This window comes from Oceanobacillus sp. CAU 1775 (assembly GCF_054482815.1).
The window spans coordinates 60608-83416 of record NZ_JBTLRO010000011.1 but is presented as its reverse complement, the minus strand read 5'-3'; the positions used below and the strand labels follow the sequence as shown (position 1 = coordinate 83416).

The 22809-nt window shown below is 36.6% G+C and carries 20 protein-coding genes; 6 read left to right on the top strand and 14 right to left on the bottom strand.

Going from position 1 to position 22809, the window contains the following annotated elements; translation table 11 throughout:
* Positions 1-198 precede the first annotated feature (198 nt).
* Complete coding sequence (locus ACXYMZ_RS15235; protein ID WP_458949262.1) at positions 199-990, bottom strand: 3-hydroxybutyrate dehydrogenase; 792 nt, start codon at positions 988-990, stop codon at positions 199-201.
* Between the two features lie 127 nt (positions 991-1117).
* Between ACXYMZ_RS15235 and ric the strand changes: the two genes are divergently transcribed.
* Positions 1118-1813: an iron-sulfur cluster repair di-iron protein gene (ric, locus tag ACXYMZ_RS15230; protein WP_458949261.1), complete on the top strand. Its 696-nt coding sequence runs from the start codon at positions 1118-1120 to the stop codon at positions 1811-1813.
* A 102-nt stretch (positions 1814-1915) separates the two neighbouring features.
* Here ric and ACXYMZ_RS15225 read toward each other — a convergent pair whose 3' ends face one another.
* Complete coding sequence (locus ACXYMZ_RS15225) at positions 1916-3187, bottom strand: RidA family protein (RefSeq protein WP_458949260.1); 1272 nt, start codon at positions 3185-3187, stop codon at positions 1916-1918.
* A gap of 430 nt (positions 3188-3617) precedes the next feature.
* Positions 3618-4505, bottom strand: a complete 888-nt coding sequence (locus ACXYMZ_RS15220) for a LysR substrate-binding domain-containing protein (protein WP_458949276.1) — start codon at positions 4503-4505, stop codon at positions 3618-3620.
* Positions 4506-4669: 164 nt separating this feature from the next.
* On the opposite strand from ACXYMZ_RS15220, the gene ACXYMZ_RS15215 reads away from it, so the two are divergent.
* The 4 genes from ACXYMZ_RS15215 (at position 4670) to ACXYMZ_RS15200 (ending at position 8669) form a co-directional block, all read left to right on the top strand.
* Positions 4670-5857 carry an acetyl-CoA C-acetyltransferase gene (locus ACXYMZ_RS15215; protein ID WP_458949259.1) on the top strand — a complete coding sequence of 396 codons (1188 nt, stop codon included), beginning with the start codon at positions 4670-4672 and terminating at the stop codon, positions 5855-5857.
* Between the two features lie 16 nt (positions 5858-5873).
* Positions 5874-6563, top strand: coding sequence for a CoA transferase subunit A (locus tag ACXYMZ_RS15210; protein WP_458949258.1), 690 nt, complete (start codon positions 5874-5876; stop codon positions 6561-6563).
* Positions 6564-6581: 18 nt separating this feature from the next.
* Complete coding sequence (locus ACXYMZ_RS15205; RefSeq protein ID WP_458949257.1) at positions 6582-7229, top strand: CoA transferase subunit B; 648 nt, start codon at positions 6582-6584, stop codon at positions 7227-7229.
* Positions 7230-7340: 111 nt separating this feature from the next.
* Entirely contained in the window at positions 7341-8669 is a 1329-nt protein-coding gene (locus ACXYMZ_RS15200) for a short-chain fatty acid transporter (RefSeq protein ID WP_458949256.1), read from the top strand.
* A 59-nt stretch (positions 8670-8728) separates the two neighbouring features.
* Here ACXYMZ_RS15200 and ACXYMZ_RS15195 read toward each other — a convergent pair whose 3' ends face one another.
* The 10 genes from ACXYMZ_RS15195 to ACXYMZ_RS15150 all read right to left on the bottom strand — a co-directional run bounded on the left by ACXYMZ_RS15195 (position 8729) and on the right by ACXYMZ_RS15150 (position 21211).
* A complete protein-coding gene (locus ACXYMZ_RS15195; RefSeq protein WP_458949255.1) occupies positions 8729-9181 on the bottom strand; it encodes a glycosyl-4,4'-diaponeurosporenoate acyltransferase CrtO family protein in 453 nt (150 codons plus the stop codon).
* Between the two features lie 38 nt (positions 9182-9219).
* Entirely contained in the window at positions 9220-10338 is a 1119-nt protein-coding gene (locus tag ACXYMZ_RS15190) for a glycosyltransferase family 2 protein (protein ID WP_458949254.1), read from the bottom strand.
* 76 nt (positions 10339-10414) lie between these two features.
* Complete coding sequence (locus ACXYMZ_RS15185; protein WP_458949253.1) at positions 10415-11485, bottom strand: M20 family metallopeptidase; 1071 nt, start codon at positions 11483-11485, stop codon at positions 10415-10417.
* 32 nt (positions 11486-11517) lie between these two features.
* Positions 11518-13230 carry a gamma-glutamyltransferase gene (gene ggt / locus ACXYMZ_RS15180; RefSeq protein WP_458949252.1) on the bottom strand — a complete coding sequence of 571 codons (1713 nt, stop codon included), beginning with the start codon at positions 13228-13230 and terminating at the stop codon, positions 11518-11520.
* A gap of 192 nt (positions 13231-13422) precedes the next feature.
* The gene (locus ACXYMZ_RS15175; protein WP_458949251.1) at positions 13423-14880 is read right to left on the bottom strand and encodes an aldehyde dehydrogenase family protein; all 1458 of its coding nucleotides are present in this window, start codon (positions 14878-14880) and stop codon (positions 13423-13425) included.
* 15 nt (positions 14881-14895) lie between these two features.
* On the bottom strand, positions 14896-15756 hold the full coding sequence (locus ACXYMZ_RS15170) for a methyl-accepting chemotaxis protein (protein ID WP_458949250.1): 861 nt from the start codon (positions 15754-15756) through the stop codon (positions 14896-14898).
* A 227-nt stretch (positions 15757-15983) separates the two neighbouring features.
* Positions 15984-16856 carry a diaminopimelate epimerase gene (dapF, locus tag ACXYMZ_RS15165; protein ID WP_458949249.1) on the bottom strand — a complete coding sequence of 291 codons (873 nt, stop codon included), beginning with the start codon at positions 16854-16856 and terminating at the stop codon, positions 15984-15986.
* A 13-nt stretch (positions 16857-16869) separates the two neighbouring features.
* On the bottom strand, positions 16870-18111 hold the full coding sequence (locus tag ACXYMZ_RS15160) for an LL-diaminopimelate aminotransferase (RefSeq protein ID WP_458949248.1): 1242 nt from the start codon (positions 18109-18111) through the stop codon (positions 16870-16872).
* A 128-nt stretch (positions 18112-18239) separates the two neighbouring features.
* Positions 18240-20087, bottom strand: coding sequence for an asparagine synthase (glutamine-hydrolyzing) (gene asnB, locus ACXYMZ_RS15155; protein WP_458949247.1), 1848 nt, complete (start codon positions 20085-20087; stop codon positions 18240-18242).
* 275 nt (positions 20088-20362) lie between these two features.
* Positions 20363-21211, bottom strand: coding sequence for a pyridoxamine kinase (locus tag ACXYMZ_RS15150; protein WP_458949246.1), 849 nt, complete (start codon positions 21209-21211; stop codon positions 20363-20365).
* Between the two features lie 236 nt (positions 21212-21447).
* Here ACXYMZ_RS15150 and ACXYMZ_RS15145 point away from each other — a divergent pair, with 236 nt between their 5' ends.
* Complete coding sequence (locus ACXYMZ_RS15145; protein ID WP_458949245.1) at positions 21448-21981, top strand: ECF transporter S component; 534 nt, start codon at positions 21448-21450, stop codon at positions 21979-21981.
* Between the two features lie 195 nt (positions 21982-22176).
* Here the strand turns inward: ACXYMZ_RS15145 and ACXYMZ_RS15140 are convergent, their stop codons facing one another.
* On the bottom strand, positions 22177-22527 hold the full coding sequence (locus ACXYMZ_RS15140) for a hypothetical protein (RefSeq protein ID WP_458949244.1): 351 nt from the start codon (positions 22525-22527) through the stop codon (positions 22177-22179).
* Between the last annotated feature and the right edge of the window lie 282 nt (positions 22528-22809).

Here is a 22809-nt window from a genome sequence, read left to right as displayed (position 1 = left end):
ATAAGCTGTATTTTTTATCGTATCTATGCCGTGATTCCTATAATATTATGTTTAATTAAGTATATTAACAATCTACCATTTTGTCAACTTAACGAACAAAGTAAAAATCTATTGAAAATACTGATAGTTCAGCCTTGACAAGTTTAATTATTGTAATAATAAAGCTGTACAGGAAAACTATCATTTCTTAATTAAGCATTACTGCGCTGTATAACCCCCATCAAGTACAACAGATTGGCCTGTTACTCCCTTTGCTTTGTCACTCGCTAAAAATAGTGCATAGTCTACTATTTCTTGGACTTCAAGTAGACGTTGTTGAGGAACTAGCGGGTAGAGAACTTCTTCTAAGACTTTTTCTAATGGAATGTTGCGATGTTTTGCCAAATCTTCAAATTGTCCGCGAACAAGGGGTGTATCAACATAACCTGGACATAGAGCATTGACAGTAATTCCATCTTTAGCACTTTCTAAAGCAGTAACTTTCGTTAAGCCGATAAGTCCATGTTTGGCACTATTATATGCAGCTTTTCCCGCAAAGCCAACTAAGCCATTAATTGAAGCCATATTAATAATTCTACCGAAACCTTGTTTCTTCATAATCGGCAAGACATATTTCGTTGCCATAAATGGTGCTACTAACATTACCCTCATCATATATTCGAACTTCTCTGTCGAAAAATCCTCAAGGGCAGCTACATGTTGCAACCCAGCATTATTAATCAGAATGTCCAATCGACCAAATTTATTCACCGTCTGATCGATTGCTAGTTTCAATTCTTCTTCATTGGAGACATCACATGTGAAGCCAACCACGTCCAAGGCTTTGGTCCGTAATTTCTCAATTACTTCATTCAAATGACTTTCGTTGATATCTGTAAAAGCCACCTTCGCTCCACTCTTCGCAAATGCAACACCTACTTCATAACCTATCCCACTCGCCGCTCCCGTAATAAAAACAACTTTATTTTCGATGCTAATCCTCTCCTTCACATGAAATTGCACTTACTACTATGTTCTATTTAATTTTCAAAATTCCTTTATTCAGTGACGCCAATCACAGTATTATTTTTTGGATTCGTTTATGATAAATACGAATAAATAATGAGGAGGATATAACATGCAGACATTTACAATAGAACAAACGCCGGCAGAGATTGTTAAAGTCTATCCAAAGGCGAGCGATTTATTTAATAAGCATCAGATTAATTTTTGCTGCAAAGGAGATCGTCCACTTGCAGATGTTCTTCCCGAAAAGAAGCTAGACGAAAAATTGCTGCTTTCGGAATTAAATACATCTTATGAACGTTGGAGTAAAGAAGAAAACGAAGTAATCGACTGGGACACACTGCCCTTAACCAAGATTACCAATCATATATTTGATAAACATCATACGTACTTATACGAGGAGCTTGCTCCCATCGGACAATTTGTAACAAAGGTTGCACGTGTTCATGGTGCGGAGCATGCGCATTTGAAAGACTTATTTGAGTTATTCCATACATTTAAAGCAAAAATAGAAGAACAAATGGCTGATGAAGAAGCGGATGTTTTCCCATTAATTGAAGCTTACGAGAAAAATCCTACAGAGGAATTAAAAGAAAAGATTCAAAGCGCCAATGCTAAATTAATAAAAGAACGTGAAGAACAAACAGAGATACTAGATAAAATACGAGAAGTCACAAATAATTTCACTCTGCCTCAGGGGGCATGTAACTCCTATCGCATCACATATGCAAGACTTGAAGAATTAACGAAAGAAACCTACGAACATATTCATTTAGAAAATAATGTGTTATTTAAAAGAGTATCCTAAACGGTAAACAAATAAGCATCAAGTTTTCAGCCTAAACTAGCTGAAACTTGATGCTTTTATGAGTTAAGAAATTCCTTTTTAGCTAACAATAAACAGTATTTGTTATGCTTTCGGAGGTGTTCCTTCAGCATTAGCAACAACTGCATCGATTTGAATCAGAGCATCTTTTGGTAAAGCCGATACTCCAACTACTCTTCTCGCAGGAACGCCTTCTGGGAAAAATGTTGCATAAGCTTCGTCTACAGCATCCATATCCTCTATATTTTTAACGAAGATATTCACTTTAACTACATCATCCATCACATGGTCGATACTCTCTACGATTGCTTTAATATTTTTCAAAACTTGTTCCGTCTGTTCTTTAACGCCACCAGCTACCAATTCACCAGTTTTTGCATCAATTGGTAATTGAGCGGAAAGATGATTGTAGTGAGAGAAAGCTACAGTTTGTGTGGAAAGTGCATCTTTAGGTGCGTCATCTGTATTATTTGCCCAGATAACAATTCCATGTCTATCTTCTACTTCTTGTGGAGGTGTTCCATCTCCGTGTGAAACTACTGCCTCGATTTGAACCAAAGCATCCATTGGTAATGCAGAAGCTTCTACTACTGTACGCGCTGGAACATAAGCTACAGCTCTTGCAATTGCCGAATCAGGGAAAAATGTTGAATACACTTCATTTACAGCTTCCGTATCTGCAAGATCTTTAAGGAAAATAGTAATTCTAACAATATCATCTAAAGGAACATCGATACTTTCTAAAATTGCTTTAATATTTTTCAAAGATTGTGCTGTCTGTTCTTTCACCCCACCAGGAACTAATCTACCTGTTTTTGGATCGATAGGTAATTGAGCGGATAAATTATTGTAATGAGAAAATGAAACAGTTTGTGTAGATAAAGAATTAACTGGTGCATTTGCTGTGTTATTTGTAAGCTTAATGAGGTCTCCTGCTTGTGGAGCATTTGGAATTGTACCTTCACCATGTGAAACAAGTGCTTCAATTTGAACTAGCGCATCCATAGGTAAAGCTGCAACTGCAACCGTTGTACGTGCAGGAACATAAGTTGGGAAGAATGTTTTGTAAACTTCATCAACCGCGTCAACATCTTTGATATCTTTAACAAATACTGTAATTCGCACGATATCGCTCATCACGTGATCGATACTGTTTACAACTGACTCGATATTTTTAAAACATTGTTCAGCTTGTTCCTTGATTCCACCAGTTACTAATTTATTTGTTTCTGGGTCGATAGGTAATTGTGCTGAAAGATTATTATAATGTGAAAAAGCTACAGATTGTGAATATAGACCTTTCCCGCTTGGAGCATTTTCCGTGTTCGTTCCTGATACTGCATTGTAATTACTCATGATTGTATTCTCCTCTTTGTTAAAATGAATTAACGTATATTTTGAACCGAAAAAATATTTTTTCAGTCGCTTTCATGTTGGTCGGATTACCAGCATCAAATATCTCTATACCCTAAAAGTTAAAAGAATGATCCCATTACTATCATTTTTGACAATTAGCGAATATGTATACATTTCTTTCTGCAATCCTATTGGGGCAAGTTTTACTAAAAGTGCCCTCTTGTAGTATCTTAATCTCTTGAATTTGTGATTTGTTTCACTAAGTAATTATACAACTTTTAAAGATAAATACATTATCTATACTAACTAAAGATTTTAATGTTTATTATCTACATTAGAGTAACGATTGTGGATTCAGGAGCAAACTAGCTTTAAAATCAAAAAGTATCTCTAAAGTCAAATGACTAATGAGATACTTAAGGATTATTTATCATAATCTATTTTTGAAATCATCTGCGAAAAATTCTAATAGAGACCGGAGAGCAAAGGATTGGTAACTTTCCTTTTTGGTAATCACTCCTAATTTCCATGTGGGTGGTGTTTGAATTGGAATCGCGGATACTTTAGACTCATCTATTTTTTCATAAGCAGACTTAGGGAAAAGTGTAATACCTAACTCCGCAATAATTAATTCAATCATTAAATCCCATTGCGAGCTTTTGTATGCAATTTTCGGATGGAATCCCGCTTTCTCACATTGATGAATAACTAGGCCATGTAAAGAAAATTCTTCTGTAAAAAGAATAAAGTCTTCTTCTTTTAACTCTTCCATTTGTACAGATTCTTTTTTAGCGAGTGGGTGATCCTTATGTGTAAATAACATAAATTCATCTTCCAAGAATGGTAGAATATTAAATTTCTCTTCATTAACAGGTAAAACTACTAATCCAATATCAACCTTTCCTTCTTCTACTAATGTCTCTACACGTTTGGCACCCCATTCTACTAAATGTAACTTTATTCCAGGGTTTGATTTACCAAAATACTGTGCAATTTTTGAAAAGAAAAGCGTACCGATTAATGGTGGAACTCCGATATTAATTTCACCAGTTGGAATGTTTTTCAAATCATCTAGCAGTAAATGAAGTTCTTGTGTTGATCCCAATATTTTCTGTGCTTGTGTGTAGACAAGTTTTCCTGCATCTGTAACTGTTATTTTTCTAGTTGAGCGTTCTAGTAATTTAAGTTGTAACTTTTTTTCAAGTTTATCTATTGATTTACTCAATGTCGGCTGAGAAACATAAATATTCTTAGCAGCATTTGTAAAACTTCCATGTTCTACAATAGCTATAAAGTGTTTTAACTCATTAAAGTCTATTTCTACCGCCTACTTTCATATACTATTATAGAAATAATTTTAGTTTAACTTATTCGATAATAGAATAAGTGACATTCCTTATATTCATTTTACTTATAAATCAATTCATTGTAAAGTCTTAATTAAGAATACTTTATCTTTTTAGAATGTAAGGAGGTTATTAAATGTCAATGAACGACGTTGTAATTGTAAGCGCTTTACGAACGCCCATTGGAAAATTTGGTGGTTCTTTAAAAGATATAAGCGCCGTACAATTAGGTGCACTTGTCATTAAAAGTGCTTTAGAAAAAGCAGGAGTTAGCGGAGATCAAGTAGACGAAGTGATTTTAGGTAATGTATTGCAAGCAGGACTTGGTCAAAATCCGGCAAGACAAGCAGCAGTGCACGCAGGTATATCAGAGCAGACGCCAGCTTTTTCAATTAACCATGTTTGTGGCTCAGGTCTAAAAGCAATTCATCTAGCTACACAAGCAATCCAAGTAGGTGACGCAGATATTATTGTTGCGGGCGGAATGGAAAATATGAGTCAAGCGCCATATCTTTCAATGGATGCTAGAGATGGCTTGCGCATGGGAGACAAAACACTTGTAGATAGTATGATTAAAGATGGACTCTGGTGTGCTTTCAATGATTACCATATGGGTACCACCGCAGAGAATGTTTGTGATAGATATGAATTAACGCGAGAAGAGCAAGACGAATTTGCTGCATCTAGTCAACAAAAAGCAGCGAAAGCAATTGCAGACGGCAAATTCAAAGATGAAATTGTTCCAGTAGAAATCCCTCAGCGTAGAGGAGATGCAATAATCTTTGATACCGACGAATACGTGCGAGAAGGCACAACTGCAGAAAGTCTAGGTAAGTTGAGACCTGCATTTAAAAAAGACGGTTCTGTTACTGCTGGAAACGCATCTGGTATAAATGATGGTGCAGCAGCAGTTGTATTAATGAGCCGCAAAAAAGCTGAAGAACTTGGAATTACACCAATGGCTACAATTAAAGGAAATGCTAGTGTTGCATTAGATCCGAGTGTCATGGGCCTTGGACCAATTGGAGCAACGAAAAAAGCATTACAAAAATCAGGCCTTACACTCGATCAATTGAATTTAATCGAAGCAAATGAAGCCTTCGCAGCACAAGCATTAGCTGTAGGGAAAGAGCTCCAATTCAATGAAGATATTTTAAATGTTAATGGTGGAGCAATTGCTTTAGGACATCCAATTGGAGCAAGTGGTGCGCGTATTTTAGTAACACTACTTCATGAATTAACACGTCGCGAAGAGCAGTATGGATTAGCAACTTTATGTATCGGTGGCGGCCAGGGTGTAGCTACAATTATTGAAAGAGGCTAACAAGGAGGGAACAATCGTGAAAAAGATTTATACAAATTTTGAAGATGCTGTTTCAGGTATTGAAGACGGCATGACAATTATGGTTGGAGGCTTTGGACTTGTTGGAATTCCAGAAAACCTCATCCAGGCATTACGTGACAAAGGTTCGAAGGATTTAACGGTTATTTCTAACAACTGTGGAGTTGATGATTGGGGATTAGGTCTCTTACTACAGAACAAGCAAATTAAAAAAATGATATCTTCTTATGTTGGTGAGAATAAAGAATTTGAAAGACAAGTATTAAACGGCGAACTTGAAGTGACATTAGTCCCTCAAGGTTCTCTCGCAGAAAAAATTCGTGCAGGTGGAGCTGGGATTCCAGCATTTTACACTCCAGCTGGTGTCGGTACTCCGATTGCGGAAGGTAGGGAAACGAGAGAATTTAATGGTAAAGAATATTTGCTAGAAGAAGGATTAGTTGCTGAATATAGCCTCGTTCGTGCATGGAAAGCTGATAAACATGGAAATCTAATTTACCGTAAAACAGCACAAAACTTTAACCCTGTCATTGCGACAGCAGGTAAATTTACAATTGCTGAAGTGGAAGAAATCGTTGAAGTTGGAGAACTTGATCCAAATGAAATTCATACGCCTGGTATTTATGTACAAGGTTTGATTCAAGGAAAACAAGAAAAACGTATTGAGCGACTAACAACAAGTGATTAGGAATTAGGAGGTCATCAAATGACATACAATGTAAGAGTTGAAATCGCAAAGCGAGCGGAAAAGGAAATTCAAGATGGTTCCTATGTTAACTTGGGGATTGGTATGCCGACGATGGTGGCTAATTATATTTCAGATGATAAACAAGTTGTATTACAATCTGAAAATGGCCTACTTGGAATCGGTCCATACCCTACAAAAGATGAGGTAGATCCTGACCTTATTAATGCTGGAAAGGAAACTGTTACTGCTATAAAAGGGGCAAGCTATTTTAGTAATGCAGAATCCTTTGGGATGATTCGCGGAGGTCATATAGATATTGCCATTCTGGGGGGAATGGAAGTATCTGAAACAGGTGACTTAGCAAATTGGATGATTCCAGGAAAAATGATTAAAGGTATGGGAGGTGCAATGGATTTAGTTCACGGTGCCAAGCGTATCATCGTTATTATGGAGCATACAACGAAACAAGGCGGACCAAAAATATTAAAGAAATGCTCTCTGCCTTTGACTGGAAAAGGTGTCGTTGATCGTATCATTACAGATAGGGCAGTGATCGACGTAACTGATGAAGGTTTGAAATTAGTAGAAATTGCTGACGGATATTCTTTAGAAGATGTAACGAGTACCGTTGAACCTGAATTAATCACAGAGGGCTTCCAAGCGTAACAAGCTTGGGAGTCTGTTTTATGAAAGGTTTTGCAATTACACTTTAGCTTTAAATGAATGCTTACAGGGGAGTAAGTTTTATGTTAGATAAGTCTTACAAGGGGGATTATAATGAGAACTATTACTAATTTTTTTGATCGAATTGTTCAACGTTACTTACCAGATGCGTTTATCTTCGCTATTATTTTAACTTTAGTTGTATTCCTAATGGGAATATTGATGACGGACAGTTCACCTATTCAAATGGTGGAATACTGGGGTGGAGGATTTTGGGACTTACTAGCCTTTGCAATGCAAATGTCTCTCATTGTTGTTACTGGATATATCTTAGCTAACACACCACTCGTTAAAAAGGGCTTAGAAAAAATTAGTATGATGGCAAGTTCGCCAGCCCAAGCTATTATCCTAGTTACGTTTGTAGGAACAATTGGTTCCATTATCAACTATGGTTTTGGGTTAGTCGTTGGAGCGCTCATGGCAATTCAGATTGCAAAAAAGGTTCCATCTGTTGATTATCGTTTACTTGTAGCTAGTGCATATAGTGGATTTGTTGTTTGGCACGGTGGTCTTTCAGGATCAATTCCGTTATTAATCGCTACTGAAGGACACTTTTTAGAAGAACAAATGGGCATAATTCCAGTAACTGAAACAATGTTCAGTGCTTCGAATCTGTTTATTGTATTCTTTATTCTTTTTACAATGCCATTTCTAAATGCATATTTAATGAAAACAAGAGAAGGTCTTGAAATTTCAAAACCAATCGATTGGCAAAAAAACTCTTTTAAAGATGAGTATGTTGAAGAAACAAATGAAAACGCAACACCGTCTGATAGAATCGAGAATAGTCAAATTGTCTCTATGCTAATTGGATTACTCGGTCTGGCTTATGTTGTATATCATTTTTCAACAAAAGGATTCGATTTAAATATTAATATTGTAAACTTAATTATGTTATTCTTAGGGGTAATTTTACACCGTACACCACGTAGATTTTTGCATAGCGTAAATAACGCTGTTAAAAACGTTGGAGGAATTATTGTTCAATTCCCATTCTACGCAGGGATCATGGGCATGATGGTTGCTTCCGGGCTATCAGATATGATGTCATTATGGTTTGTTAATATTTCAACCGAATTCACTTACCCATTATTTACCTTCATTAGTGCTGGACTTGTAAACTTCTTTGTACCTTCAGGTGGAGGACAATGGGCAGTTCAAGGTCCAATTATGATCCAAGCTGGAATTGAATTAGGAGTGGATAATGCAAAAACAGCAATGGCTGTTGCATGGGGAGATGCATGGACAAACATGATTCAACCATTCTGGGCCCTTCCACTACTAGCAATTGCAGGGTTAAAAGTTAGAGATATCATGGGCTTCTGTGTAATTATCCTATTCTACAGTTTCATTCCAATATCGATTGGATTATTATTCTTTTAATTAAATTTTTAAGCACAGCAATCTAGTAAACCTAGAATGCTGTGCTTTTTTGAAACTGATTAAAGGCGCATGATTATTTTTTCTATCCTCGCACGATTATAGCGCTGCGTAATGATGAATGGAAGATTTGCAATAAGTGCGTAAGCAACCATTACCCACCCAGCCCACATTGGATTCCACAGGAAAAATAATAATGCAGGTGGTATTAAGAGCCAATGTGTTAATTCTGCACGCTTCGTTTCCGCAGCGAACTCGGCTAATGCGTATTTTTTGGTACCATGTAAATTACTTTTATTATAACTCTGTTTTACGATGGAGGAGCCATCAATAAGATGCTTTTTCCACTTTTTCACATGAAATATGTTATTCCATAACGCCCCATCCTTTTCCCACCCAGCAATTCTAAAACCGCTTAAATCCTTTTTAAAGAAATCAATCGGTATTAGAAAACATAGGTAGGAAATAAAAAAGTGCAAAAAACCCCACGCAAAAATATTAACTAGAATAAGCATTATAGCAGTAGAAAATGTCATGTCATACACCTTTTCCCCTACACTTTTATCTTACGTCCTTTCCAAGAAACAGAACGAAGAATATGTGTGCAATATAAAGAGTAAACAAATATAGCTGTGAAAAATAGAAACAAAATAGGAAACAGAAGGAAGATCCATGCATGGAAGTTTCCTGTTCGTCTTGCTAAAACAAGTACGTGAAATGCATAGACAAAATAAAAAGCTCCGCCTAATAGTATCCAAGTTGTTTCTCCTATAAACAGTGATAAAAGCGGAAAGAGTACCGCCATAAATGCTCCATTTATCCACATCATAATTAAAAGCATAACAAACCAATGGGTAGATTGAGAGGCTGTTGCTAAATTTTTCGTCCAGCCTTCCACCAATTGTTTGATACCTTCAGGATACATTCTTAATGTAATTAATCCTTTGCCTGCATAATTTATAACTGGTAAATCCTGCTCCAGATAAATCGAACTAAGCGCAAAATCATCCATAATAGACTCTGGCGCTTGATTGTGACCTCCCGTACGTTCGTAGTCCTCTTTCGTAGTTAGAATCACTGGACCAAATGAACCTGCTGTCTTGAGTTTATCCTTCCAAAATGTAAATACATTCACTCCCGTTACCACAATTACATTAAATATTGCAGAAAGATTTTCATATGTATGCTTAATTTCATGGTATGGCTGTACGGAAAAAATTCCTTCTGCGCCTTTTCGTTGAAAAGTAGCGAGTAAGTTTCCTAGACTATCTTTATTCTTAAATTGCACATCCGCATCCAAAAATAACAACCACTCACCTTTCGCATGTTCTGCTCCTGTTGCACATGCACGCGCTTTTCCCGCAGTCATATTTTCTACTGCTTGATTCTTAATAGCACTTGCACCATAACTTCTAGCAACTGAAATCGTATCGTCTACAGATCCATCATCAACAACAATTACTTCGTAAGCTTTATATTCTTGTTGGTTGAGTGATTTTAATAGATTCGGCAAACGTTTTTCTTCATCACGAGCTGGTATAATAATGGAGATGAACGGAAGATTTTCAGTTGATCCTATGCTTTTATGTTGTTCCGGCACCCAAAACATGAATGTCCCACTAATTAATCCAATGATTACTAGCAATAATAATACAAATAATAAAGTTTCCATATTTCACTTCCTTTTTTTGTAGAAAAAAACACGCGAACGAATATACTGCTGCCCACGTGCTTTTCAAATCAAAACTTTAATCCCTTATAGACATAATAAAGTCTACAAGGACTTTTTGATATTCTCTCACGGAATCGAGGTATACCATTTCGTTTTCTCCATGCCAATCCGTTCCAACTGGACCAAACTCTATTGCAGAGCCACCATAAGGAGTGAAGAACTTCCCATCACTAGAACCATGTTGACCAAATATATTCACTGTTTCAAGATCAGTAATCCGCTTAATGGACGTACTCAACACCTCTACAAATGGATTATCCTCTTTCGTTTTCACTGGATCGCCCTTTGTATGAACCTTTACGATACTATCCGAAAGCCCCTTAATCTGTTGTGTAATTTCATCTGGAGATTGATCGGGAAGGTATCTGATATCCAGGGAAATCTCACATTGATCAGGTACTTTATTATAAACAGTACCACCTTTTATTTTAGCAAGATTAATAGATGGATGATCATACATCTGTGAACTTTCTTGTACAAAAGGAAGTTCTTCAATTTCTTCAAAGAGATTAAATGCTTTTGTTATGGCATTTTCCCCTTCCCACGGACGACTTCCATGTGCCGATTGCCCTTTGACAGTAATATCTAGTTGTAATACACCTTTTGTCTGTATACCGATTCCCAAATTCGTCGGTTCGCCACAAATAATAAAATCTCCCAAGTAGCCTTGTTCCGTTAAATATTGTGTTCCAAACTCCCCACCAGTTTCCTCATCCGAAACGATTTGGAGCATGACTTTAGCTGGAAGTTCCTTGTCTTTCAACTGAGTTAACGCCATCATAAATGCTGCTACTCCAGCTTTCATATCCACAGCGCCACGTCCATATAACTTTTCGCCCTTAGTTCTGGGGACAAATTGCCTTTCTTCCGCTTCCACAACATCAATATGTCCATTCAGTACGACAGTATGATCTCCTTGTCCAATTTCACAAATAAGCATGTGGAAACCCTGGTTTTCAAGTCTTTTAACAGGTAGCTCATGTTCTTTTAACCACTTTTCACAGTAGGAAATTGCTTCATTTGCCCCAGCTTTACTAGAGCTGTCAATTCTGATTAATTCTTCTAATAGGTGGGTTGGATCACCCATTTTATCCCTCCTCCTTATTAGATTGTTAAAGTTTATGATGTTTCATTTACTCCTATCGTTCTCGATGGTCTCGGGGAATCCGAAGACCCGTACAACATACCATTTTCATGATCAATTAGAATTGCTTTTATATCACTGATGCGCGAATCTGCTGTTTCATTTTTAAAACTTCTATCTAGTTTATATCCTAAATCTTTCAGTTTTTTCATCGCTTCATCATTAATTCCATCTTCCCACTCCATCGTGCGTTTCGGATCATTAAATATACGCGGTTCGGCAATTGCTTCACCAAGATCCATTTTATAATCAAGAACATGTAAAAGAACTTGAGCAACAGAGCCGACAATTGTCGATGCTCCTGGAGAACCTAGTGTGAAAAACGGCTTGCCATTATCAAAAACAATAGTTGGTGATTTTGAACTCAATACATATTTGTTTCCGTTCGGTTCATTTGCTGTTCCTGGCTCTGGATTAAAGTCTGTTAAATCATTATTCAACATAAAGCCGAAGCCCGGAACCATTATTCCTGAACCAAATATCCGCTCGATCGAAGTTGTACAAGCTGCAATATTTCCCCATTGATCAACAGCAGTTAAATGTGTCGTATCCATACCATGTTTACTTACATCCATATGTGGGGTGTAATTGGCTTTTCTTTCGTCATGTTTCCATGGATTTCCTTCTTTTATTTCTTCATGCAGCTTAGAGAAATCAATCAATTTCATTCGTTCTTCAATATACTCATCACAAGTCATCGCTTCATTTGGGATAGAAATAATTTCGGGATCTCCGATATATGTTTGTTGATCTGCTAAAGCAATTCTTATCGACTCGGCTATCACATGATACTTTTCCCAGGAATGAATATCATATTGACTCACATTTGTTTTTTCAAATAGTTTTAATAGAACGGATAAAGCAATTCCTCCCCCATTTGGTGGCGCAGGATAGGCTAAATCATAATCTTTATAGCTTCCCCAAAATGCCGGCTCGGTTTTTGCTTCGTAGCCTATTAAATCATCTTTTTCCATGATCCCACCGAGATTTTTTACGGTATCGACAATCGCATCGGCAATTTCTCCAGTATAAAAACTTGAGAAACCTTCTTCACGGATGACTTTTAAAGTCTTTGCAAGATCAGGTTGACGAACATAGTCGCCTTCTTTTAAAGCTTGACCATTAGGAACATAAAACTTTTTCGCTTCATCCCCTAGACGGTCACTAAAAAGCTGTAGCGTTCGGTCCCATAGTTCATTAACTCGAAATTCCTCCTCTGCTAGGCGAATCGCTGGGTCAATCAAGCGTTCGAGGCTCATACTGCCATGCGTCCCATGTGCTAATTCAAGTAATTTTATAAGCCCAGGCACGCCAACTGCAAGTGGGCTAGTAGTTCTATCATCGAACTCCATCAATTCATCATTTTCATCATAAAATAGTTTTGGAGTAACGGCTGCTGGTGCTCTACTGTTTCCGTTAAACACCTTGGTTTCGTTACTCTCTTTATCGTAATAAATCATATATCCACTACCACCAAGACCTGTATTCATGCCCTCTACTGCAGATAAAGCAAGCTGCATAGCAACCACTGCATCGATAGCATTACCACCGTCTTTCAATACCTCTTCGCCTACGATAGACGCTTCTTTAACTGCGCAGGATACCATCCCTTTTTTTCCACTCACTGTTTTATTTCTTGCAGATTGTCCTGTTGGTTTTTGATTGCGAATAATTTCATCTATACTCATATATCTTCACCTCTTCATAAAGTTAAATGGACTATACCCTACATTTATTAAACTAGACATAATTCTTCTTTACCCTTTCCAATGAAAATTCATTCATATTGATTGGTACAAATAAAAAAAGAGGCTCTTGCTAAATGCTGTGATTTAGTAAGAACCTCTTTTTATACTAGATAATATTTTTTTATTTACTTCTTATGAATATGGGTAAGCACGTTTTGTATGTTGAATAGAGATCCACTTTGTAGTAGTGAATGCATCTAAGCTCCACTCACCATTTAGACGGCCAACTCCTGAGTTTTTAACGCCACCGAAAGCAACGTTAGGCTCATCGTTAATCGTTCCATCATTAATGTGAATCATACCTGTGTCCATACGTTTTGCAAGCTCTGCTCCACGTTCTACATCTCTTGTATGGATTGCTCCACTTAAGCCGTATGGGCTTTGGTTAGCATATTGAAGAACCTCTTCTTCATTTTTCACTTTCATAATGGATACAACTGGAGCAAAGAACTCTTCATTTGCAATTGTCATGTCTGGAGTAACGCCCGTAAAGACAACTGGTTCTACTACGTTTCCTACAACATTTCCTCGTAGTACAGGTGTTGCACCTTCTTCCATCCCTTTTTCAATTAAATCAACGGTTGTTTTAACCTGACGTTCATTGATAAGTGGTCCAATAATTGTGCTTGGATCTTTTGGATCACCAGTTGTAAGACCTGATACAGTTTCAAGATATTTTTCTACGAATTTATCATAAACATCTTCATGAACAATTAAGCGGTTTGTTGACATACAGATTTGACCTTGGTGTGTGAAACGGCTAAATACGCCAGCACTAACGGCTAAATCAATATCTGCATCATCTAAAACAACTAGAGCACTATTTCCGCCTAATTCCAGATGTACTTCTTTAAGATTTCTTCCAGCTACTTCACCAATATGTTTTCCAACTTTTGTAGATCCTGTAAAGGAAATAGCGCGTGGGATTGGGTGTTCAACAAAGTCATCTCCAATTTCTGAGATTTCAGTTGTGATTACATTTAATAAACCTTTAGGCAACCCAGCACTTTCGAAGATTTTAGCAATCATTGTTCCACCAGTAATCGTTGTATGCTCATGTGGCTTCAGAACAACACCATTTCCTGTAGCTAATGCTGGTGCAACTGATTTCATGGATAGGAAGAATGGGAAGTTAAACGGACTAATAACTCCAACTACTCCAACTGGAACGCGATAAACTCTATTTTCTTTTCCATCAATTGGAGAAGGTAAAATTGTACCAGTCATGCGCATTGGGAAAGTAGATGCTTCTTTAATTATGTTTTTAACTAAACCAATTTCAAATTCAGCTTTTAAGCGTGTCCCACCAATTTCATCAATGATTACGTCAACAATTGCTTCGTGATTTTCATTGATATAATCTACTGCTTTATCAAAGATATCTCTTTGTGCAATAGGGTTCGTATTTGCCCAAGCTTCTTGTGCAGTTTGTGCAGCTTCATAAGCAGTGTTTAAATCTGCTTTCGTTGCTGCTTTATATGTAGCGATTAATTCACCATTAAATGGGTTTTTATTTTCTATTGTAAGGTTGCTAGAACCATCTCTCCACTCACCATTAATATATTGACTCTCTAGTTGTTTAAAATTCATTTTTATTATCCCCTTTTATTTCTTCAATTCGATATTTTCTCTTGCTAACTCTGCTAAATTAGAAATACTTACATTTATTTCTTCCATTGTTGCGGTTAACTCTTCAATCGCAGCGGACTGAGATGTAGACTCTAAATTCACTTTCTGGATATCATCCCCAAGATGCCCGATTACTTCTCTAATTTGACTTGTAATGCTTTGAATTTCTTCTACATTATCTTTTGAGTTAACTGCCATTTTTCTAATCTCGTCGGCAACAACTCCGAAACCTCTTCCATGCTCCCCAGCACGTGCTGATTCAATAGCAGCATTCAATCCAAGTAAATTACTTTGATCTGCAATACTTTTAACAACAGATGAAACTTGCTCAATAAGATTTACACTATTTGTCACTTCGTCTGCTTTTTCAGAAACAAAGTTAATATTGGTAGCTAGTTCGTTAACCGACTCAGCCATTTCTTGAACTGTATTTGTTACATCACCAATAACATGTGATAGATTGCTAGAAATCTCTGAGAGTTTATTCGCCCTTTCGACGTTGGTCCCTACGCCTATTCCACCTATCACCCTGCCGTTTTCATCATGTACTGGTATCGCACGTGAAACAAGATCTACACCTAATACTTCTGCTGGTACAACCATTGCTTGGTTTGCATTTTGACTAATTGCAGTTGTAATAATATCACCTTCCAGCAATGGGTCGCCAGGTGATACCTGAAGTTGAAAAGTCTTAGCTGGTATATTTATCAGTAACTTCTCCGTATCATAAACCCCAATCGTTATATCATCATTGACTAACAATTGTAAATACGGTGCTACTTGAATAAATGATTGCAGAATCGGATGCGTATCCTCTTGTATTGCAACATCTTGCATATTTGTTCGTCCTCCTAATGAAAGTTTTTAAGCAAGAGAAATTATTTTCCCCAATTTCTTATATCGGACAAATTTACTATAATTAAAGGTATTTTATGGCAAATTTTTTAAAGATTAATTTGGTATTAATCCAACTTATTTCTTGCTACTATGACTATCCAACACCCTCTTTCTTCCAACTGATATTCAACAAAAAACGTTAACCCTTCAAGGATTAACGTAGCATCCTAATAATTCAATAAAAAATTGTTATCTAATTCTCCATGACACACATAGGAAGCCTCTCCCTGCATCCATACATGACCATTGTCATCCCATCTGACAGATAAATCTCCTCCTGGAAGATGAACGAGAATGGGTTGATTTTTATCAATCAGATTATTTAATGTAGCAGCTACTACAGCTGCACAAGAACCTGTTCCACAAGCCATTGTAATTCCTGAACCTCTTTCCCAAACCCGGTAATCCAATTCTTTACGATTCCTAACGTGCACGACGCTTAGATTCACACCTTCTGGAAATAAGTCTGAACGTTCAATTTTAGGACCAATTTCTTCAAGTTGAATGTCATGAATATTATCAACGAACATGACTGCATGAGGGTTTCCCATAGATATGCAAGTTAGATTATACTCATTTTCACTGATCGTATAAGCTTCATTTATAGTGGTAGTTAGTGGATTTCCTTCCATTGGGATCATTCCCTTTAGAAGTTTCGGTTTTCCCATGTCCACTTTAACAAATTCTACTGCTTGATTTATTATTTCCACTTCAATATTCACAATTCCCCCCAGTGTTTCAATCGTAAAATAGGATTTCTCAGAATACTGATATTCATAGAGATACCTTGCAACACAACGTAATCCATTGCCGCAATTCTTTGCTTCCGTGCCATCTTCATTAAAAATTCTCATTTTGAAGTCAGCCACTTCAGATAAACAAATAAGGATAATTCCATCGGATCCTATCCCATAATTTACATCTGAGATTTTTCTAGAAAGTCTGGGATATTCATGTTCTGATAAAATATTATCTGCTTTGTCTAATTGATTAAAAAGAATATAACTATTTCCTAAACCATGCATTTTAGTAAAATACAATTATTATCCCTCCTTAAAAGACGAAACGGACCGAACGCAACCTTGCTTCAATTTCATTCAAGACACGCTGCTCTTCGATGATCCCATCGGCTTGAAATGTAACCGAGAACCGAATGTAGGCACCTGCTTCGTCCCAAGGAACTGTGGATATTAGTAATTCTTTAATTAGATATTGGCTAAATTCTTCTGCTGATTTAAATTTAGGTCCATTTTCGACTGCTTTCGGAATTTTAGTATATAAAAAAAATGAACCCTTTGGTTGTTGAACGCTAAACCCGACATTTTTTAAGATATTTACTAAAAGTGAATGCCTTCTTGAATACTTCTCTTCCGTTTTTTCTGTGATTTCTGGATGTGATAAGGCATATGCTGCTGCTTTTTGAATCGGAATAAATTGACCTGAATCATAATTATCTTTTAATGCTTTTAACGCAGAAATTAGTTTATCGTTACCCGCGACAAAACCAATTCTCCAGCTAGTCATATTAAATGATTTTGATAAGGAATGTAGCTCTATCCCTACATCTTTTGCCCCGGGGATAGACAAGAAACTTAGGGGTTTTTCACCTTTAAATACAAGGGAAGCATACGCAGCATCATGAATAACAATCAATTTATGATTTTTAGCAAAACGGACTACTTCTTCAAAAAACTCTTTTGTTGCCACTGCTCCAGTTGGGTTATTAGGATAATTTAAATAAAGGAGTTTAGCCTTTTTCAAAACCTCTTCAGATAATGACTCTAATTTTGGAAGAAAAGCATTTTCTGGTAAGAGGGGTAAATGAACCACCTCTCCTCTCAAATATTCAGTGTGTGTACCTAGGACAGGATAATTTGGTGATGGCATAATCGTAATATCACCAGGATTAATAAGTGCTGTTGGAATCATAGATAAGGCTGATTTTATTCCGATAACATGATTAATTTCTGTTTTTGGATTGAGATTGTCTACTCCAAAAACATTTCTCATATAAGTTGTTGCAGCATATTTGAATTCTTCGATTCCATTATCAGCATAAAATCGATTTTCTGGTTTAGCTATTTCTTCAGCTAGCTTTCGAACGACCTTTTTGTCAGCCATCACATCCGGTTCGCCTACCCCAAGGTCAATCAGTTCTATTTCTGGTTTCTTTTCCATCGCTTCCTTCTTTGCTCGCTTTATCTTTTCAAATTTATAAATTTCCTTTTCCAAACCAAATCTTTCTCCACCGATACGATCTGCAAATAGTTGTTGTAGATAATCTGTCGCTGACATCTTTATTCCCCCAACCATTAGAATCTGATTCACAAAGTAACCATTTGTATTTTTATTTTATTACCAATAAAGAAATGAGTATTTAGAGATACCAGATAAATATTTGCACTTTTTGTAGAAATTGATTTTTAATCACTCACTTTAACATCATAAGTTCTTAGCCAATAATCAATTTGACATAAATGTGCAATAAGCTGTGGGCCTGTCAATAGTTGCCCATACCACGGTTTGGTAAAACCTCTTCCTTCACTATTCACCATAGCTGTAATTCGATCGCGTCTTACAAAATTAAATAAGGGTGATTTGGAGTCAGCTAGAATTTCATTCATCCAATTTACTACTTGTCGTGTATATTCAGGTTGAAAAGTCTTCGGGTAAGGACTTTTCTTTCGATACAAGACTTCAATAGGTAATAATCCTTCCAGTGCTTTGCGTAAAATTCCTTTTTCCTGTCCGTCTAATTTTTTCATATCCCAAGGAATATTCCATACATATTCAACAAGTTTATGATCTGCAAAAGGAACTCTTACCTCAAGGCTTGCTCCCATACTCATTCGGTCTTTACGATCTAATAGTTGTGCCATAAACCAATGCATGTTCAAATAAAATAGTTCTCTTCGTCGTGCATCCAATTTATTTTCCCCACCTAAACGAGGAGTTTCGCGAATTGTTTCTTGATAGCGCTCGTTTACATAGGTTTTTAAATCAAGTTTATTTTTCCATTCAGGTAAAAGTAAATCGATTCGAGCGTCTAATGAGTTCATCCAAGGAAATACCTCTTCTTCTTTGCTTGAAATCTCATGAAACCAGGGATATCCTCCAAAAATTTCGTCTGCACACTCTCCAGACAAACTTACTGTTGTATGTTCTTTAATTTTGCGACACAGCCATAATAAAGAAGAATCGATATCTGCCATCCCAGGTTGATCTCGAAATACAACAGCTTCCTTTAATAAATTTGCTAATTCAAATCCAGTAATCACTTCATTGTGTTGGTCCGTCTTCAAATAATTAACAACTTTTTCAATCCAAGGTTGATCAATTGAAGGCTGAAACTTGTTAACCTTGAAATACTTGTCGTTTCCTTCATAATCAATTGAAAAAGTTGATAATCTTCCTCGCCCCTTGCTTTTAAAAAAGTTTGATGCAACTGCGGTGATTGCACTTGAATCCAAGCCTCCCGATAAGAATGTAGAAACCGGCACATCAGCAATTAATTGACGCTCCACAGCATCAACAAATAATCCTCTTATTTTTTCTGTGGTTTCTTCGATTGTGTCCGTATGTTCATGGCTTTTAACGTTCCAATATCGCCATACTTTTAATCCACTTTTTGAAAAAGTTAATGCATGCCCTGCTCTTAGTTCTTTAAATCCTTTAAATATCCCATGACCTGGTGTTCGAGATGGACCTAAACCAAAGATCTCCGATAGGCCTGAATGGTCAACTTCTGCTTTAACATCATCATGCGCTAAAATAGCCTTTAATTCTGACCCAAAAATAAAACGTCCTTTCGATTCAAAATAAAATAAAGGCTTCACACCAAGACGGTCCCTAGCCATAAACAACTCTTCTTTTGCTGGATTCCAAACTCCAAATGCGAATATTCCATTTAAGTGATGGACACATTCATCTTTCCATTCGATGTAAGCTGTGAGTAAAACTTCCGTATCTGATGAAGTGGTAAATTGATGCCCTCTATCCTTCAGTTCCTTTCTTAATTCCTCTGTATTATATAGCTCGCCATTATATACAAGTGTATAGGTTACGTTATTATGCTTCTTGCTCATCGGTTGCTTTCCACCCTTGGGATCAACAACAACTAATCGCTTATGACCAAAGACAGCATGATCGCTTACCCACACCTGTGAATCATCTGGACCTCTTAAATTCAGAGTATCAGCCATTCTCCTTACTGTAGTTTCCATGTTTCTAACATTCTCTTTCCAATTAATAATTACAGTGATTCCACACATTACACTTCACCCTCTCCACGGAAGGTATTTCCGCGGATTATTATATGCAAATGTCGGGATGCAAGTCACTGTTTGTTTAAGACACAACCATAGCTTGATTTGCATTCTGGCTAATCCCAGTTGAAATGTTGCCTCCTCCCAACTCAAATCTATTTATTTATTGAACAAAAAAGAAGCTTCTCAAAAGTTAAGCGAACTATTGAGAAGCTTCTAGTATTTATATAGTTGTTATCTATTAAAATTTAATAGGTTTCTTTTTATAAGTATCTTCTTTTTTATAGAAGCACTCCAAGATACCGTTCAAAATTTACTCCCTCGATCTCTGGAATCCCTTCCTTTGATGCTTCGTCAATCGCTTTTGATAAAAACGTCACTGCAAGTTCAATTGCTTTTTCTAAATTTTCTCCACGCATCATACTTCCCATTATGACAGACGCAAATAAATCTCCAGTGCCTGAATAACTTTTACCATTATATTCCATGTTATGGTAAAAAGATTTATTTCCATCCAAATACATATCTCCAATCAACTGCTTTTCATTATGAGTCGTTGGTGGGTTCATCCCAGTAATAATGACTTTTGCATTCGTAGTTTGCTGCAATTGATTTCCTGCTTCTCTCAATGCTTTCAAGTAATCATCTTGCTTTGTATAGGTTTGTAATTTTTCATAGGACAATCCTGATAGCAGACAGCATTCCGTAACATTTGGTGTAATCACATCCGCTTGTTTTACCAATTCCTCCATGCGATCCAGTAATCCGTAGTTAAATACATCATAAACCTGTCCCTCATCCCCCATTACTGGGTCGACAAGTAACAAGCTCTCTTTCTTATTAAAAGTCTCTAAAAATGAAAATATATTATCAATCTGGTCCCCGCTAGTAACAAAACCAGTAAAAATACCGTCAAAATTCAAGTCTAATTTTTTCCACTCGTTGGTAAAATTGTTCATTTTTGAAGTGAAGTCTTGTGCATAATAACTTGGGTATTCGCTTTGAGCCGAGAAGACTGCCGTTGGTAATGGGACTGCCTGCACCCCCATGACAGAAAGTACTGGGATCGCAGCGGTTAAAGAACATTTTCCTAATGACGATAAATCTTGGATGACAGCAACTTTTTTCATAAGAACCTCCATAAGAACGATCAATTAAACTTTTTATAGTTTAGCATCTATAGATAGTTTTGTCATTCTACACCCTTATGCTCCTAGGCGAAGAGCTAGACTGATTATTTATCATAAGGTCAAGTATAGTATTCAAAATTCAACTGACCCTATTATAATTTGAGAAATTGACTCTTTTGAAAAGGTCATTAGTTTATTAAAGTAAAATAAATGATATCGAGGAAGGGATAGAGAAAATGGAAAACACACCAGGCATTGTAAAAACAAAATCACAGCAAAATACATACAGCTTAGTAATTACTTCCATGTTAATTGCACTTGTATTTATTGCTACATTTATTAATATAAGGCTACCAATTGCAGCGCATGGCGGATTAGTTCATCTCGGTACAGGAATGCTATTTATCGCCGCGATTTTATTTGGTCCAAAAAAAGGAGCCATTGCTGGAGCAGTTGGAATGGGATTATTCGATTTTCTAGGTGGTTGGCTGTTATGGACACCGATTACGATTATTGCCCGTGGACTTCAAGGCTTTATAGTTGGTAAAATCGCTTGGGCATATGGTCGTAAAGGACGAAATATCGGCCTCAATATAATGGCAATGATTATCTCGACGCCTTTGATGATTGCTACTTATTATACTGGAGAAGCGATTATCTATGGAAATTGGCTTACACCACTCGCTTCCATTCCTGGAGATATTGTTCAAAGTATCATCGGTATGCTGATTGCAATCCCAATTTGTGTTGCGCTAAAGAAAGTCTTGTAGATATGTGGACTATTATAAAAAAAGGAAGAATTTCTTGTTATAAATAAACTAGAAATTCTTCCCCTTATCCTTTAATTAAGGTAATCGAAGAAAAATCACTTAAGCTCTATTTTCAAATGCATCTGTTTATTTTCTAGTATGATCTTTTGGTCTTCAGTTATAACCTCTCTAAAACTTTCATTACTCTTCTTCAGCCTAGAGAATAAATAGTGGCAGATAGAGGAAGATTCCTAGTATAACCATTGTAATTAGCAACACAATACTTTTCCAACGTTTTCGCCTCCAAAACAAAAGTGAAACGATGATGCTTTGCACAAAAATAAGAGTGGCTCCAATCATGACCATCCAAATAGACCCTAGAAACGTTCCTAACATATTGATAATGAGCCCCAGAGGCATTAAAGCAATCACAATAATAGCTAAAGGACTTCTTTTGATTCGTTCTAAAATATTTAGACGCTCCGCTTCAGGGAATTGATCATATTCAGTGAGAGCGAACCATCCAGTGAGGATAACGATTGCACCTATTGCTGAGATTGAATACATGTGATATCTAACCTCCTATACAAACATCTTACCAATTTCCATTTAGTTGAAACATCATGTGTTTACCATTTCCATATAAGAAGGATTGCATACAAAAAAGACTTCTCAAGAGATTATTCAACTTATGAAAAACCTACAATGTTTATTTATTAGGAGTTTAGGTGGCTAATAAATCATAACGCCCATAAGTTTAGAGTATGTATAATTTTTATCAGGTTTAATAGTCACATATAATTTCAAATGAGTTACATACATATATCTGCGGGGACAGGGTAAGTATCT